Source organism: Ectothiorhodospira magna (genome assembly GCF_900110965.1).
Lineage (GTDB): Bacteria > Pseudomonadota > Gammaproteobacteria > Ectothiorhodospirales > Ectothiorhodospiraceae > Ectothiorhodospira > Ectothiorhodospira magna.
On record NZ_FOFO01000008.1, the window covers coordinates 16,524 to 31,458 of the forward strand.

General features: G+C 63.0%; 16 protein-coding genes. 6 read left to right on the plus strand and 10 right to left on the minus strand.

What is annotated here, in order from left to right:
• Positions 1-11: 11 nt before the first annotated feature.
• From BMX62_RS04530 to BMX62_RS04545, 4 genes are read right to left on the minus strand one after another with little or no spacing between them, the layout of a single operon-like run.
• On the minus strand, positions 12-560 hold the full coding sequence (locus tag BMX62_RS04530; protein ID WP_090204926.1) for a pilus assembly protein PilP: 549 nt from the start codon (positions 558-560) through the stop codon (positions 12-14).
• The gene (locus BMX62_RS04535) at positions 553-1,155 is read right to left on the minus strand and encodes a type IV pilus inner membrane component PilO (protein ID WP_090204929.1); all 603 of its coding nucleotides are present in this window, start codon (positions 1,153-1,155) and stop codon (positions 553-555) included. The genes BMX62_RS04530 and BMX62_RS04535 overlap by 8 nt, the downstream gene beginning before the upstream one ends.
• The gene (locus BMX62_RS04540; protein WP_090204932.1) at positions 1,152-1,721 is read right to left on the minus strand and encodes a PilN domain-containing protein; all 570 of its coding nucleotides are present in this window, start codon (positions 1,719-1,721) and stop codon (positions 1,152-1,154) included. The genes BMX62_RS04535 and BMX62_RS04540 overlap by 4 nt, the downstream gene beginning before the upstream one ends.
• Complete coding sequence (locus tag BMX62_RS04545; RefSeq protein WP_090204935.1) at positions 1,721-2,782, minus strand: pilus assembly protein PilM; 1,062 nt, start codon at positions 2,780-2,782, stop codon at positions 1,721-1,723. Before BMX62_RS04545 ends, BMX62_RS04540 begins: the two co-directional genes overlap by 1 nt.
• Positions 2,783-2,973: 191 nt before the next feature.
• Between BMX62_RS04545 and BMX62_RS04550 the strand changes: the two genes are divergently transcribed.
• Both BMX62_RS04550 and BMX62_RS04555 read left to right on the plus strand, forming a co-directional pair.
• Positions 2,974-5,328, plus strand: coding sequence for a penicillin-binding protein 1A (locus BMX62_RS04550; RefSeq protein ID WP_090204940.1), 2,355 nt, complete (start codon positions 2,974-2,976; stop codon positions 5,326-5,328).
• 47 nt (positions 5,329-5,375) lie between these two features.
• Entirely contained in the window at positions 5,376-5,948 is a 573-nt protein-coding gene (locus BMX62_RS04555; RefSeq protein WP_338011470.1) for a hypothetical protein, read from the plus strand.
• A gap of 32 nt (positions 5,949-5,980) precedes the next feature.
• Here the strand turns inward: BMX62_RS04555 and hemE are convergent, their stop codons facing one another.
• Positions 5,981-7,048, minus strand: a complete 1,068-nt coding sequence (gene hemE, locus BMX62_RS04560; RefSeq protein WP_090204943.1) for a uroporphyrinogen decarboxylase — start codon at positions 7,046-7,048, stop codon at positions 5,981-5,983.
• Between the two features lie 351 nt (positions 7,049-7,399).
• Positions 7,400-7,615, minus strand: a complete 216-nt coding sequence (rpsU, locus tag BMX62_RS04570) for a 30S ribosomal protein S21 (RefSeq protein ID WP_008931893.1) — start codon at positions 7,613-7,615, stop codon at positions 7,400-7,402.
• 157 nt (positions 7,616-7,772) lie between these two features.
• On the opposite strand from rpsU, the gene tsaD reads away from it, so the two are divergent.
• Entirely contained in the window at positions 7,773-8,786 is a 1,014-nt protein-coding gene (gene tsaD / locus BMX62_RS04575; RefSeq protein WP_090205182.1) for a tRNA (adenosine(37)-N6)-threonylcarbamoyltransferase complex transferase subunit TsaD, read from the plus strand.
• A 23-nt stretch (positions 8,787-8,809) separates the two neighbouring features.
• On the opposite strand, the gene plsY is transcribed toward tsaD, so the two are convergent.
• Positions 8,810-9,409, minus strand: coding sequence for a glycerol-3-phosphate 1-O-acyltransferase PlsY (gene plsY, locus BMX62_RS04580; protein ID WP_090204951.1), 600 nt, complete (start codon positions 9,407-9,409; stop codon positions 8,810-8,812).
• A 140-nt stretch (positions 9,410-9,549) separates the two neighbouring features.
• Here plsY and bioH point away from each other — a divergent pair, with 140 nt between their 5' ends.
• The 3 genes from bioH to rpoH all read left to right on the plus strand — a co-directional run bounded on the left by bioH (position 9,550) and on the right by rpoH (position 12,183).
• Positions 9,550-10,323: a pimeloyl-ACP methyl ester esterase BioH gene (gene bioH / locus BMX62_RS04585; RefSeq protein ID WP_238375854.1), complete on the plus strand. Its 774-nt coding sequence runs from the start codon at positions 9,550-9,552 to the stop codon at positions 10,321-10,323.
• Entirely contained in the window at positions 10,316-11,182 is an 867-nt protein-coding gene (bioC, locus tag BMX62_RS04590) for a malonyl-ACP O-methyltransferase BioC (RefSeq protein ID WP_090204957.1), read from the plus strand. The genes bioH and bioC overlap by 8 nt, the downstream gene beginning before the upstream one ends.
• Before the next feature lie 143 nt (positions 11,183-11,325).
• Positions 11,326-12,183, plus strand: coding sequence for an RNA polymerase sigma factor RpoH (gene rpoH, locus BMX62_RS04595; protein ID WP_090204961.1), 858 nt, complete (start codon positions 11,326-11,328; stop codon positions 12,181-12,183).
• A gap of 17 nt (positions 12,184-12,200) precedes the next feature.
• On the opposite strand, the gene ftsX is transcribed toward rpoH, so the two are convergent.
• The 3 genes from ftsX to ftsY are packed head-to-tail and all read right to left on the minus strand — an operon-like array spanning position 12,201 to position 14,817.
• The gene (gene ftsX, locus BMX62_RS04600) at positions 12,201-13,160 is read right to left on the minus strand and encodes a permease-like cell division protein FtsX (RefSeq protein WP_090204964.1); all 960 of its coding nucleotides are present in this window, start codon (positions 13,158-13,160) and stop codon (positions 12,201-12,203) included.
• The gene (gene ftsE / locus BMX62_RS04605; protein ID WP_090204967.1) at positions 13,157-13,825 is read right to left on the minus strand and encodes a cell division ATP-binding protein FtsE; all 669 of its coding nucleotides are present in this window, start codon (positions 13,823-13,825) and stop codon (positions 13,157-13,159) included. The genes ftsX and ftsE overlap by 4 nt, the downstream gene beginning before the upstream one ends.
• A gap of 8 nt (positions 13,826-13,833) precedes the next feature.
• Positions 13,834-14,817, minus strand: a complete 984-nt coding sequence (gene ftsY / locus BMX62_RS04610) for a signal recognition particle-docking protein FtsY (RefSeq protein WP_238375862.1) — start codon at positions 14,815-14,817, stop codon at positions 13,834-13,836.
• Positions 14,818-14,935: the final 118 nt, after the last annotated feature.

Here is a 14,935-nt window from a genome sequence, read left to right on the forward strand (position 1 = left end):
AATCCTCTTGCCTATTCCGAGAGCGCAATGGCGCCACTGCGTTCCATATAGCCGCCAAACCCGTCCGGTACGATTTCGGTGATCTGGATGCCCGTGGGGGTGATCCGGTCGATGTGGCCGTGGTTCTGCCCCAGGTAGTTGCCTTCGGCCACCTGCTGGATGGTGCGATCCGGGGTCCGGATCAGGGCCCATCGGATACCGCCCTGTTCCAGGGTGCCCACCATGCGCAGGGTATCCAGGGGGAATTGTTCCAGGTATTCCCGGGTGCGGGTACGGTCGATGGTGACGGTACTGGTGGTGGAAACTTCCGGTTCATCGGCCCGAATGGCAATCACGGTGCGATCAAAGGGGTCTCGTTCGTGGCCGGGATAGGTGAATGTCTCGTGGGGGACGATTTCCGGGATGGGTTCGATGGCACCACCGGGACGTTGCTTGACCTGTTCCACATAGTGTCTCAGATCGGAGAGGTCTCCGGTACAGCCAGAAACCCCCAGGATGGCCAGCAGCAGGGCAGTGGCTCTGGGGGGGATGCGGTGTTGGGATAGGCAGCGATCAGCCATCGGAACCTTCCAGGTAGCGATAGGTTTTGGCGGTGGCCTCGATGGTCAGTCGGTGGCTGCCCTGATCGGGACGCAGGTTGATGTCATGCAAGGTGACGATCCGGGGCAGGGCGGCCACGCCACTGGTGAAATGGGCCACCTGTTCATAATTGCCCTTCATCCGCAGCCGGATAGGGTTTTCTGCATAAAAACCCCGTCGGACTTCGTTGCCGGGACGAAACAGTTCGATTTCCAGCCCGGCAGACAGGGCGGTCTGGGAAACGTCCACCAGCAGGTTGGGAATTTCCGTCTGGTTGGGGAGTTGCCGCAGCAGGGTGCCGAAGTTGCGGCGCATTTCTTCCAGTTGTTCCTTATGGGCGTCCAGGTTGGCGGCCCGGCGCTGTTTGGTTTCAAACTGCTGCCGCAGGGGCGGTTCCCTGGCCTCCACCTGGTGCAGGCGTTCGATCTGGTCCTTGATGAAGAACCAGTAACCGCCGCCCAGCAGCAGGGCAGAGAGCAATACCAGCACCATGACACGTATCGGCAGGGGGGCATTGCCGATATTTTTGAGGTCGATATTGTTGAGGTCGTTGAAATCAAAATTGCCGGCTTTCATCGGCTGCCCCCTGTCGGGGTGGTGCGAGGGGTGACCAGGCGCACGGTGAGGCGGAAGTCACTCAGGCGTACCCCTGATTGCACTTGGGTTTCGACCACTTGCAGGTTGGGGTCGGAAAACCAGGGGGAGGCTTCCAGATTACGCATGTAAATGGAGACCCGGGCGTTGGATTCGGCTCGGCCAGCAATCTCCAGGGTATTGCCCCGCTGGGTGACTGCAGTCAGGTAGACGCCGTTGGGCAGGGTGGTGACCAGTTCGTCAAACAGCCGGACCACCGTTGGACGGGTGGTTTGCAGTTCCTGAATGATGTTCATGCGGTCCACCAGGGCGCGGCGGGTGGCTTCCAGGTCCTGAATTTCGGCAATTTTTCGGTCCAGAAGGCGGATTTCATTCTGCAGGAGCTGGTTGCGTTGCTGCTGGTGGTCAATGAGGCGTTCCACGTAGGTATGGGCCAGGAATACTGCCACCAGGCTGGCCAGCATCACCAAGGCGGTGATGGTGTTGAAGTTTTTTTGCCGTTCCTTGCGCCGCTCTTCACGCCAGGGGAGCAGGTTGATGTGGGTCATCAGTCAAAACTCCTCATGGCAAGGCCGCAGGCAATCATCAGTGCCGGTGCGTCGTTACTCAGGCGCTTGAGATCGACGCGAGGATGCAGGGTCATGTTGGCGAAGGGGTTGCCCACCTGGGTAGGGGTGCCCAGGCGGGATTGAATCTGCTGGTCCACGCCGGAGATGGCGGCGCAGCCTCCGGCCAGGATGATCCGGTCGACCTGTGTATCACCGTTGGTGGCATGGAAATACTGCAAAAAACGGATGATCTGCTGGGTCATGGTCTCCTTGAAAGGCGCCAGGGCATTGGGGACATAGCTGTCCGGCAGGCCACCGATCTTCTTGGCCCGACCGGCTTCGTCGTAGGAAAGGCCAAATTGACGCATGATTTCCTCGGTGAGCAGCTTGCCTCCGAAGGGCTGTTCCCGAGTGTAGATCAGCTTTTGCTGCTGCAGAATATTGATGGCGGTCATGGTGGCCCCCACATCGACAATGGCCACCAGACCATCCGGGTCCATGTCGGGTGTCTGTTGTGCCAGCAGGGGGTAGGCGTGTTCGGTGGCGTAGGACTCCACATCCATCAATTGAGTCTTGAGTCCGGCCATTTCTGCGGCGGCCTGTCGCATTTCCACGTTTTCGCTGCGGGAGGCGCAGAGCAGGACTTCTATCTGGGCCGGGTTCTTGGGGGCGGGGCCGATGACTTCGAAGTCCATGTGGACTTCTTCCAGGGTGTAGGGGATATACTGGTCGGCTTCAAGCTGGATCTGGGCTTCCAGGTCCTCTTCCTTGAGGTTGGCGGGCAGGGTTAATGTTTTGGTGATCACTGCTGATGAGGGCACGGCCAGGGCGCAGATCTTGGTGCCGGTGCCTATGCGGCGGTGGGCGGCCTTGATGGCCTGGCCTACGGCTTCCACATCCTGAATGGCTTTTTCCATGATGGCGCCGCCGGGCAGGGGTTCGACGCTATAGCCTTCCACCCGATAACCTTGACCTGATCGGGAGAGTTCCACCATCTTGATGCAAGTGGAACTGATATCGATTCCTATCAACGTGGGGCGTTTGCGGGCGAATCCTATCACGGTAACCCCTTGGGATTTATTGCAATGCTTGGGTAGGGTGACTTATGGTTTTTCATCGGAAATACTAGACCTAACTTCGGGCAAATACTACCTTAGCTCTGGCCCGATTCGTCATCATTGGATCACGGCGATCATACGGGCCGCTTTCCTTTCCATGTCGGGCGCGTTATCTGGCCTGCGGGCATATTGTCATGCGTTTTTTGATTAAATCCCTTGTGTTTGGCCTGATGGCCGTTTTCGGCGTGTTCACCCTGGGGGTGCTGTTCACTGCCGCGGCCTATGTGTATCTGGCGCCTCAGATGCCGGATGTGGAGCAGTTGCGGGAGGTGCAGTTGCAGGTTCCCCTGCGGGTATTGAGTCGTGATGGGCAGTTGATGGCGGAATATGGTGAGCAGCGGCGGGAGCCGGTGACCATGGAGGAGGTGCCGGAGCTGGTGCGGCTGGCGTTTTTGGCGGCGGAAGATGATCGGTTTGAGACCCATCCGGGGGTGGATTATGTGGGCCTGATCCGGGCGGCCATGAATCTGCTGGCGACTGGCGAAAAGACCCAGGGGGGCAGCACCATCACCATGCAGGTGGCGCGTAACTTTTTTCTTAACCGGGAAAAGACCTATACCCGGAAACTGACGGAGATTTTCCTGGCCATCCGCATCGAGCGGGAGCTGACCAAGGACGAGATTTTGGAGCTGTATCTGAACAAGATTTTTCTTGGCCATCGGGCCTACGGGGTTCGGGCCGCTGCCCAGGTGTATTACGGGGTGGATCTGCATGAGCTGACCTTGCCCCAGATTGCCACCATTGCCGGTCTGCCCCAGGCACCGTCCCGCGCCAATCCGGTGACCAATCCGGCCCGGGCAGTGGCCCGGCGCAATTATGTGCTGGGGCGGATGTATGAGCTGGGTCATATTGATAGGGCGACATTTGAGGCGGCCAGGGAAGCGCCAGAGACTGCCCGGTTGCGGCGTCCGGTGATACAGGTGGATGCGGCCCATGTGGCGGAGCTGGTGCGTCTGGAGATGTTGGACCGGTTCGGTGAAGCGGCCTATACCGAGGGTTATCGGGTTTATACCTCGGTAGACCCAACCCTGCAAGGGGCTGCCATTGATGCCTTGCGTTCGGGGCTGATGGCCTATGACCGCCGTCATGGGTATCGGGGACCGGAGGGGGAAGTGGATCTGGACCGCCATCCCACCGATGAGGCGCTGGATCGGGTGTTGGCGCAATACCCCAGGGTGGCGGGCATGTTGTGGTCGGGGGTGGTGACGGCGGCAGACCCGGAGCAGGCCACGGTATATCTGGGGCGGGGAGAGCGGAAGGTGCTGGACCGGGAGGCGGTGGCCTGGGCCAGACCCTATCTGGCCCTATCCCGTCGGGGTCCGGCGCCCCGGACAGTAACCGATGTTCTGGCACCGGGTCAGGTGGTGCGTCTGTTGCAGACGGCTGATGACCGCTGGGTGCTCAGTCAGGTGCCGGCGGTGGAGGGGGCGATTGTGGCACTGGATGCCCAGGATGGGGCGGTGCTGGCCCTGGTGGGTGGATTTGATTTTTTCCGCAGCAATTTCAACCGGGCCACCCAGGCCCAGCGTCAGCCGGGTTCGGCGTTCAAGTCGTTCATTTATTCGGTGGCTCTGGAGCATGGACATTCTCCCGCCACGATGATCAACGATGCGCCTATCGTGATTGAGGATATCTCCTTGCAGGGGGAATGGCGGCCCCGCAATTACAGTGGCCGTTTCTATGGTCCTACCCGTCTGCGGGAGGCTTTGGCCCATTCCCGTAATCTGGTGTCCATCCGGTTGCTTGATGATGTGGGGGTCAGTCGGGTGCATGGGGAATTGACCCGGTTCGGGCTGGACCCGGCCCGGCATCCTCGCAGTTTGTCCATGGCCCTGGGCAGTGGTTCGGTCACCCCTCTGGAACTGACCCGGGCCTATGGGGTGTTTGCCAATGGGGGGTATCTAATCGATCCGTGGATCATTGAGCGGGTGGAAAATGCAGCAGGAGAGGTGGTGTTTCTCAATGTGCCGCAACAGGTCTGTCAGGCCCCTTGCGAGACATCGGCCCCCCGGACCATTCCCGCCAGCAATGCCCATCAGATGTACAGCATGTTGCGTGAGGTGGTGCAAACCGGCACGGGCCGCCGCGCCCGCGCCCTGGGTCGGGAAGATGTGGCGGGCAAGACCGGCACCACCAATGATTTGCGGGATGGCTGGTTTGCCGGTTTTGCCGGGGATGTGGTGGCAAGCGCCTGGGTGGGGTTTGATCAGTACACCTCTTTGGGACAGCGGGAAACCGGCGGGTCCACGGCGTTGCCCATCTGGGTGGATTTCATGGCTGAAGCACTCAAGGGACAACCTCAACGGCCCTGGGCACCTCCGGCGGGGATGATCACGGTGCGGATTGATGCCGATACGGGAGGGCGGGTGACCAGCCGCACCCAGCGGACCCTGTTTGAGGTATTGACACCGGCTCAGGTGCCACCGGAACCCTTGCCGGATGCATGGGGTCCGGGCAGTGGCGAACTGGCGCCGGAGAACATTTTCTAAACCGGCTGGGTAACCCGTGGGTGGCTATATTGAGTATGGATAGTCGTATGCGACAGATGATCGCTGAGGAAGCGGCTCGCATCATTCTGGACGAAGGGGTGCTGGATTATCGCCTGGCCAAGCGCAAGGCGGCGGAGCGGCTGGGGGCGGGTCAGACCCGGAACCTGCCCAGGAATGCAGAGATTGAAGTGGCGGTGATGGAGCGTCAGCGTCTGTTTGAGGATGACGCGTCACGGCTTCAGTTGCGGCATTTGCGGCAGGTGGCGGTGAAGGCCATGCGGATGCTGGCGTCTTTCAATCCCCGTCTGGTGGGGCCGGTGCTGGCGGGGATCGTCAATGGTCGGGATGAGCTGACCCTGCATCTGTTTGCCGACAGTCCGGAGGAGGTCATTTTCTTTTTGCAGGATCGGGGGGTGACCTGGCGGGCAGATGAGCGTCGGTTGCGCAATGGACAGGGGTATGTGTTTTATCCCTGCATCGAGTTTGGCGCAGAAGGGGTGGACGTGGATCTGGTGGTGTTTCCGGTGGACGGGATTCGTCAACCGCCGTTGAGTCCGGTGGATGGCCGGCCAATGAAGCGGGCAGAGTTGAAAGTGGTGGAGCAGATGCTGGAGGGGTGAGGGCTGGCCTCACCCCGTCCTGATCAGCCTGATCAGCCGGCGTGGTACTGCTTGCCGTCTTCGTGCACCGTTTCCACCAGAGCGGCCACGTTTTCCGGGTCGATCTTGGGATGGATGCCGTGGCCCAGGTTGAACACATGGCCGTTGCCATGACCAAAGCCCGCCAGCACCTTTCTGGCTTCTTCCCGTACCTTGTCGGGGGAGGCATACAGCACCGCCGGGTCCAGATTGCCCTGCAGGGCCACCCGGTCACCCACCCGCTTGCGGGCATCGGCGATGTTCACGGTCCAGTCCAGACCCAGGGCATCGCAGCCGGTGTCGGCCATGATTTCCAGCCACTGACCACCGCCCTTGGTGAACAGCACCACCGGCACCTTGCGGCCTTCGGCCTCGCGGGTCACGCCTTCGACGATGCGCTGCATGTACTGCAGGGAGAACAGACGGTAGTTCTCCGGGCTCAGGGAGCCGCCCCAGGTGTCGAACACCATCACGGCCTGGGCGCCGGCGGCGATCTGGGCGTTCAGGTAGGCCACCACGGTGTCCGCCAGCACGCTCAGCAGGTGGTGCATGGTGGCCGGGTCGTCGTACATCATGCCCTTGATATGGGCGAATTCCTTGGAGGAGCCGCCTTCCACCATATAGGTGGCCAGGGTCCAGGGGCTGCCGGAGAAGCCGATCAGGGGCACCCGGCCATCCAGTTCCTTGCGGATCAGGCGCACGGCGTCCATCACGTAGCGCAGCTCGTCTTCCGGGTCCGGCACCCCCAGGGCGCGGATGGCGGCGGCGTCCTGGACCGGGCGTTCGAAGCGGGGGCCTTCACCTTCGGAGAAATACAGGCCCAGGCCCATGGCGTCCGGAATGGTGAGGATGTCGGAGAACAGGATGGCGGCATCCAGGGGGAAGCGATCCAGCGGCTGCATGGTGACTTCGCAGGCCAGTTCCGGGTTTTCGCACAGGCCCATGAAGCTGCCGGCCTTGGCCCGGGTGGCGCGGTATTCCGGCAGGTAGCGGCCGGCCTGGCGCATGATCCAGATGGGGGTCGTGTCCACGGGTTCGCGCAGCAGGGCCCGCAGGAGTCGGTCGTTTTTCAGTTGGCTCATAGTTCTCGATGCACATGGAGTTAAACCCCCGATTATACGAAGGCTTGTCCGTGTACGTATATGGATGGAGGGGGGTTTAACCGGGGCCAGGTCATGAAAACGGCCGATGTGCCGGTCCGTGCCGACGTTATTTTCCGGCAGCTTGGCTTTTTCGGGGGCCGCATGGATTCCCGCTTTCGCGGGAATGACGGGCCTGATGGCTTTGGGGCATCGACGCGGGAATGAATCGATGGCGTTGATGCTCCAGAAACGGGGCTCTTTAATTACCGTCACTCCCGCCGCCGTCATCCCCGCGAAAGCGGGAATGACGGGCCTGATGGCTTTGGGGGGAGCTGACGATGCGAAGAGGACTTAGTACAGACGCTCGCGGCGGCTGATTTCCTTCGAGAGGCGCTTCATCTGACGCTTCACGGCAGCAGCAGCCTTGCGCTTGCGCACTTCCGTGGGCTTTTCGTAGAACTCGCGGCGGCGCACTTCGGTCAGTACACCGGCCTTTTCGCAGGTGCGCTTGAAGCGGCGCAGGGCAACTTCGAAGGGTTCGTTCTCTTTTACTCGCACATGGGGCATAAAATCGTTACCGTCCGTCAATCAGTTCACAGGTTCAGGGGACACACAGCTACTCCACCTCCGGCGGAGAATCGCGCATTATAGAATGGCACCGATCAAAAACCAAAGCCCCATGAGTGAAATGCGCCCGAAAAAATCTGTTGATGCCGAAACGCCCCTGTGTGTCCTGGGGATCGAGACCTCTTGTGATGAGACCGGGGTGGCAGTGTATGACTCCCGCCGGGGGCTTTTGGCCCATGCCCTGCACAGTCAGGTGGCCCTCCATGGGGAGTATGGCGGGGTGGTGCCGGAACTGGCCTCCCGCGACCATGTGCGCCGGGTGTTGCCGCTGGTGCGTCAGGTGATGGGGGAGGCCGGGATCAGCGGCGATGACCTGGACGGGGTGGCGTTCACCGCCGGGCCGGGGCTTTTGGGGGCGCTGCTGGTGGGGGCGTCGGTGGCCCGCAGCATGGCCTGGGGCTGGGGGGTGCCGGCGGTGGCGGTGCATCACATGGAGGGACATCTGCTGGCGCCCCTGCTGGAGGCACCGGCGCCGGCGTTTCCCTTCGTGGCCCTGCTGGTGTCCGGTGGGCATACCCTGTTGGTGGATGTCCGGGGGCTGGGGCAGTACCGGATTCTGGGGGAGAGTCTGGATGATGCGGCAGGGGAAGCCTTTGACAAGACGGCCAAGTTGCTGGGGCTGGGGTACCCCGGTGGTCCCGCGCTGGCGCGGCTGGCGGAGCAGGGAGATCCGGGGCGGTTTCGTTTTCCCCGGCCAATGACCGATCGGCCGGGGTTGGCGTTCAGTTTTTCCGGTCTCAAGACCCGGGCCTTGACCACGCTGCGGGACGGTCCCCAGGATGCCCAACTGGATGCGGATGTGGCGCGGGCATTCGAGGATGCGGTGGTGGATACCCTGGTGATCAAGTGCCGGCGGGCGTTGCAGGCGGTGGAGGCGCGGCGTCTGGTGGTGGCCGGTGGGGTGGGGGCCAATCGGCGTTTGCGGGCGGCGCTGGCGGAGATGGTGGCCGAGGAAGGCGGGCAGGTGTTCTATCCGCGCATCGAGTTCTGTACCGACAACGGGGCGATGATTGCCCTGGCCGGGGCCTTGCGCCTGGCCGCCGGCACCCGGTGCGGGCTGGAGATCCCGGCCCGGGCCCGGTGGAGCCTGGAGGAACTGATGCCGGTATAGTCGCCGGGGCTGTTTCAATGGCCCTAAGGCTGCTTTTTCTGTCCGATCCGGGGTTCCGTCCTGTTCATGATGCGGCGGATGTTGCCGGCGTGTCGCATGTAGATGAGGGCCATCATGAAGCAGGCCGCGATGGTGACCCAGGCATCCCCCAGAATCAGCGCCACCCAGATGGGGGCGGCGGTGGCGGCGGTCAGGGCACCGATGGACGAGGTGCGGGTGATGGCGGCGGCCAGCAGCCAGGTGGCCAGGGTGCAAAGGCCCACGGCCCAGTGCAGGCCCAGCAGGACCCCCAGGCCGGTGGCCACCCCCTTGCCGCCCCTGAACTGGTGAAACACCGGGAACAGATGGCCGAGGAAGGCGGCCAGGGCCACCAGGGCCAGGGCAAGACCTTCCAGCCCCAGGGCCAGGGCGATCCATACCGGGATCACCCCCTTGAGAAGGTCTCCCGTCAGGGTGATGATGGCCGCTTTTTTGCCGCCGGAGCGCAGCACGTTGGTGGCGCCGGGGTTGCCGGAGCCTTGGGTGCGGGGGTCGGGCAGGCCCAGTAGCTTGCAGGTGATGATGGCGGTGGAGAGGGAGCCGATCAGGTAGGCGGCAATGGTCAGTATGATGGGCAGCAACATGGGGGGGCGTATCCTCTCCGGCCTGTTGGGTCGGGCGGTTGGGTTTGCCGCGCATGATAACCGAGAACATGCCCCAAAGCCCCTCCCCCCTTGTGTGAGCGGGGTTGGGGTGAGGGCAAGATAACCCGAAGGAGGGGTGAGTGACTGTTGCCTTGACAAGCCATTTCCAGGGTCACGGCCCGAGCCTGACCCTGATCCACGGCTGGGGTCTCAATGCCGGGGTCTGGGAAGAGCTGGCCTGCGCCCTGGCCGATGATTTTCAGGTTTGCCGGGTGGATCTGCCCGGCCACGGCGCCGCCGCCCATGAGACCCGGCTGGGGGATCTGGATACCCTGGCGGATCGCCTGGCCGCCACCCTGCCGATGGCTGGGTCCACTCTGGTGGGCTGGTCCCTGGGTGCCCTGGTGGCCCTGCAGGCCGCGGCGCGCCATCCCCAGCGGGTTCACCGGGTCATTCTGGTGGCCGGTACCCCGCGCTTCGTGCAGGCCCCGGACTGGCCCCATGCCATGGCCCTGCCGGTGCTGGATGCCTTTGCCCAGGGGCTGGCCGCCCAGTACCGGGTGACGTTGAATCGGTTTCTGGCGTTGCAGTTTCACGGCCTGCCCGATGCCCAGGGGGCCTTGAAGACCCTGCGGGGCCGTCTGCTGGATGGCCCACCCACCCCCGAGGCCCTGACCGAGGGGCTGGCGTTGTTGCGGAACATGGACCTGCGCCGGACCCTGGCCACGCTGCCCTGTCCGGTACATGCCGTGTTCGGGGAGTACGATACCCTGGTGCCCGCCGCCGCCGAGACGGCGTTCAAGGCATTGCGGCCCGCCTTGGGCACCGCCGTGATCAAGGGCGCCGGCCATGCCCCGTTCCTGTCCCGACCGGCCCGGTTCGAGGCCGTTCTTCGGAGTTTTTTGCATGACTGATCCCTCTCCATACCGCGTGGACAAGCAGCGGGTACGCGCCACCTTCGACCGGGCCGCGCCGTCCTATGACGAGGCGGCGGTGTTGCAGAAGGAGGTCTGCAGCCGGTTGCTGGAGCGTCTGGCGTGGATCCGGCTGCAGCCGGCATGGGTGCTGGATGCGGGCACGGGCACGGGGCAGGGGTTGCGGGGACTGCGGCAACGGTATCGGCGGGCGCGAGCGGTGGGGCTGGATCTGTCGCCGTCCATGTTGCGGCAGGCGGGCAAGGGGGGCGGCTGGTGGCGCAAGCCGGGTCTGGTGTGCGCCGATGTGGAGGCGCTGCCGTTTGCCGATGCCCGTTTTGATCTGATCTTTTCCAGCCTGACCATCCAGTGGTGCAATGACCTGGACCGGACCTTTGCCGGATTCCGGCGGGTGCTGGCCCCCGGTGGGCTGCTGATGTTCACCACCCTGGGGCCGGATACCCTGCATGAGTTGCGTTCCGCCTGGGGGGCGGTGGACGGCCATGCCCATGTGAATGCCTTTTTTGACATGCATGACGTGGGGGATGCCCTGGTGCGGGCCGGATTTGCGGACCCGGTGATGGATGTGGAGCGGATCACGGTGACCTACCCCCGGATGGGGCGTCTGATGCGGGATCTGCAGGCCATCGGGGCCACCAATGCCCTGCTGGGCCGGGGGCGGGGGCTGACCACGCCGTCCCGGTTGCGGGCGGCGGAGGCGGCCTATGAGCCGTTCCGCAATGCCCAGGGGGTGTTGCCGGCCACCTATGAGGTGATCTATGGCCATGCCTGGGTGACCGGGGCGCCGGCACCCAGTCCGATGCCGGCGCGGGGAGTGATCCCCATCGCCCGGAAATAGGCGCCCCTCTCCCCCGGCGTCCAGGGGAGCGGCCCCAATCTGCGACGCCCGGACCGGTGGAACTCATCCCGACTGTTAGCACTCCAACCCCGCGAGTGCTAAACTCGCCGCATTCCGCTTGGTATTGGGGAGGATCGCAATCCATGACAACCGCACTGACGCCTGCCGCCCATCGTCTTGCCGTCCCGGTCGGGGACCTGGACAGCTACATCACCGCCGTCAACCGGCTGCCGGTGCTGGAGGCCGAGGAAGAGCAGACCCTGGCCCGCCGCCTGCGGGATGAACAGGACCTGGAAGCCGCCCGCAAGCTGGTGATGCACAATCTGCGGTTCGTGGTGCATATCGCCCGCGGCTATTCCGGCTACGGCCTCAACCTGGGCGATCTGATCCAGGAAGGCAACATCGGCCTGATGAAGGCGGTCAAGCGCTTTGACCCGGACATGAACGTGCGCCTGATTTCCTTTGCCGTACACTGGATTCGGGCCGAAATCCATGAATTTGTGCTGCGCAACTGGCGCATCGTCAAGGTGGCCACCACCAAGGCCCAGCGCAAGCTGTTCTTCAACCTGCGGAGCGCCAAGCAGCGGCTGGGCTGGTTCAGTCAGGAGGAGGTGGACACCGTGGCCAATGACCTGGGGGTGTCTGCCAGGGAAGTGATGGAAATGGAGTCCCGTCTGGCGGGACGGGATGTGAGTTTTGATCCAGAGCCGGCAGAGGATGATACCTATACGGCAGCCCCGGCAGAGGTGCTGATGGACCAGGAGGGCGACCCGGCCTTATTGATGGAACAGGCGGATTGGGGAGATTATCACCAGCACCGCCTGAAGCAGGCGCTGGCGGCCCTGGATGACCGCAGCCAGGCCATTCTGGCCCGCCGCTGGCTGGCAGAGGAGAAGGCGACCCTGCATGAACTGGCAGCAGAACATGGGGTGTCAGCAGAGCGGATTCGTCAGTTGGAAAACAACGCCATCCGCCGGCTGCGACAAACCCTGGTGGCTTGACCCAAAGCCGTCCCCTTTCACCGGGGTTCGATGTCCTGCAAATGCTGGTTTACCGTGATCCATGACCCCACCAGGCCCAGCAAGGCACCCACCCCCAGCAGGGTTAGGGTGCCTTGCAGCCCCAGCCCCTGCAGCGCCCATTCTCCACCATAAAGCCGGGACAGGGTGTGTACCGGCCCGGACAACAGCAGCAGGGTCACCGTGACAATCGCCACCGCCACTGCGGCCCCCCCCAGACCCAACCATAGCCCCCCGTAGAGAAAAGGCCGCCGGATGAAGGCATCAGTGGCCCCCACCAGTTTGGCCACTTCGATTTCCTCCCGCCGGTTTTGTACATCCAGCCGGATGGTATTGCCCACCACCAGCAACACCCCCAGCCCCAATAGCAGGGACAGTACCACAGTGGCCCGCTGCAGCATGTCCATGATGGCAAACAGCCGCTGCATCCATTGCAGGTCCAGCAGCGCCAGGGCAACTTCAGGTCTTTGTTCCAGGGCACTGACCAGCATCTCCAGGGCGGTGGTGGCCCGGTGGTCCAGGGCCGGCGTCACCACAATCACCGGCGGCAGGGGATTGTCCTCCAGAATGTCCAGCGCCCCATCAAAACCGGAATGGGCGCGAAACTCCGCCAGGGCCTCACTTCGGGTGATAGGCAGCGCCTCGGCCACATCGGCACGCTGAGCCAGTTGAGCCGCCAGAGACGGTACCTGTTCGTCGGTCACCGTCTCTTCAAGAAAGACTGAAATCTGCGCCGTCCGGGACCAGTCCGGGCTGAGTTGTTTCAGGTTGCCCAGAGCCACATGAAACAGGGTGGGCAAGGTCAGGGCGGTGGCAATCACCAACAGGGTCAGGGTGCTGGAGAAGGGGGCGCGGTGGAGTTTGCCCAGACTGAAAATCAGGGCGCGCAGGTGGTTGATGGCATAGGCCCGGAAACGGGCATTGACCGGCGGCTGTTCCAGCCTGCGTTGTCCGCTCATGGTTCCAGCGCCCGCCGCTGAAGTTGACCTTCGTGCAGGTGTACCGTGGGTTTGCCCAGGGAAGAAATCAGATCCAGGTCATGGCTGGCAATCAGCACAGTGGTACCCACCTGATTGAAACGCAGGAATAACTGCATGATTTCCCGTGACAGATGGGGGTCCAGATTGCCGGTGGGTTCGTCGGCCAGCAGGATGGCAGGCTTGTGGACCACGGCCCGGGCAATCCCCACCCGCTGCTGCTCGCCAGTGGACAGGGTGACGGGTTCGGCCTGCTCCTTGTGCAGCAGACCCACCTTGTCCAGGGCTGCGCGAACACGCCGGGCAATTTCCGGCTGTCGGTAACCCTGGATCACCAGGGGCAGGGCCACATTGTCAAACACGCTGCGATCATGGAGTAAATGATGATCCTGGAAGATGATACCGATCCGCCGCCTGAAATAAGGCACCTGCCGGGCGGACAGGACGGCCAGATCCTGACCATTGACCAGAATCTGGCCGCGACTGGGGCGTTCGATCAGGGCGATGAGCTTGAGCAGGGTGCTCTTGCCGGCCCCGGAATGGCCGGTGAGAAAGGCCATTGCCCCCCGGTCCAGGCTCAGGCTGACCCGGGCCAGGGCTTCATGGCCATTGGGATAACGCTTGCTGACATTGCGCAGTAGGATCATCTTGAGACCTAGTCCCGATCCGACAGCAAGGCCCTGGCAAAATCTTCGGCATCAAACGTCCGCAGATCCTCGATCTTTTCTCCCACACCGATGAAGCGCACCGGCACCTTCACCTGATCGGCAATGGCAAACAGGATACCGCCCTTGGCGGTGCCATCCAGTTTGGTGACGGCAATGCCGGTCAGGCCCATGGCCTGATGGAACTCTCTGGCCTGATTGAGGGCATTTTGACCCGTGCCGGCATCCACCACCAGCAGCACTTCATGGGGGGCATCCGGCACCTGACGCTGGATCACCCGTTTGACCTTTTTGAGTTCATCCATCAGGTTGGACTGGGTATGCAGGCGTCCGGCTGTATCGGCAATGAGCACGTCCATGCCCCTGGCCCTGGCGGCCTGGAGGGCATCGAAAATCACCGATGCCGAATCTGCCCCCTGTCCCTGGGCAATGACCGGCGCCTGATTGCGTTCGCCCCAGGTTTGTAACTGTTCCACGGCGGCGGCCCGGAAGGTATCGCCGGCGGCCAGCATCACCGACTGGCCCTGTTGACGCAGGTGATGGGTGAGCTTGCCGATGGTGGTGGTTTTGCCGGCCCCGTTGATCCCCAGCACCAGGATCACATAGGGTGTCTTTTCGGCGTCGATCTTCAGCGGCTGTTGTACCGGCTTGAGCACGTCCACCATGGCCCCTTCCAGGGCCTTGACCAGGGCGTCTGCGTCCTTGAGTTCCTTGCGGGCCACCCGGCGGGTGAGTCCATCCAGAATGGTTTCTGTGGCTTCAATGCCCACATCGGCCATGAGCAGACGGGTTTCCAGCTCTTCGAGCAGTTCGTCATCGATGGTCTTTTTGCCCAGCACCAGCCCTGCCATACCCTCGGTGAGGGTGGAGGAGGTTTTGGACAACCCTTTGCGCAGGCGGGAGAATAGTCCTTTTTTTGAGGTGTCGGTGTCCTTGTCCCCGTCGCTGTCGGCCTTGTCACTGTCAGCCTTGATCGGGGCTGTTGCGGCAGGCTTGTCCTCGGCCACAACCGGGGCGGTCAGGGGCGGTGCCGGGGGCTTGGCCGGGGCCGCAGGGGCCACGGTGGATGCCGGGGGCCTGGGTGGAGCCGCC

Coding starts and splice junctions, on each gene's coding strand:
- plsY (WP_090204951.1), bottom strand. CDS start 9,409: ATGTTGCTGCCCATCATACTGACCATTGCCGCCTACCTGATCGGCTCC.
- bioC (WP_090204957.1), top strand. CDS start 10,316: ATGACTGATCCCTCTCCATACCGCGTGGACAAGCAGCGGGTACGCGCC.
- BMX62_RS04550 (WP_090204940.1), top strand. CDS start 2,974: ATGCGTTTTTTGATTAAATCCCTTGTGTTTGGCCTGATGGCCGTTTTC.
- BMX62_RS04540 (WP_090204932.1), bottom strand. CDS start 1,721: ATGACCCACATCAACCTGCTCCCCTGGCGTGAAGAGCGGCGCAAGGAA.
- BMX62_RS04530 (WP_090204926.1), bottom strand. CDS start 560: ATGGCTGATCGCTGCCTATCCCAACACCGCATCCCCCCCAGAGCCACT.
- ftsE (WP_090204967.1), bottom strand. CDS start 13,825: ATGATCCTACTGCGCAATGTCAGCAAGCGTTATCCCAATGGCCATGAA.
- rpsU (WP_008931893.1), bottom strand. CDS start 7,615: ATGCCCCATGTGCGAGTAAAAGAGAACGAACCCTTCGAAGTTGCCCTG.
- hemE (WP_090204943.1), bottom strand. CDS start 7,048: ATGAGCCAACTGAAAAACGACCGACTCCTGCGGGCCCTGCTGCGCGAA.
- ftsX (WP_090204964.1), bottom strand. CDS start 13,160: ATGAGCGGACAACGCAGGCTGGAACAGCCGCCGGTCAATGCCCGTTTC.
- BMX62_RS04555 (WP_338011470.1), top strand. CDS start 5,376: ATGCGACAGATGATCGCTGAGGAAGCGGCTCGCATCATTCTGGACGAA.
- rpoH (WP_090204961.1), top strand. CDS start 11,326: ATGACAACCGCACTGACGCCTGCCGCCCATCGTCTTGCCGTCCCGGTC.
- BMX62_RS04535 (WP_090204929.1), bottom strand. CDS start 1,155: ATGAAAGCCGGCAATTTTGATTTCAACGACCTCAACAATATCGACCTC.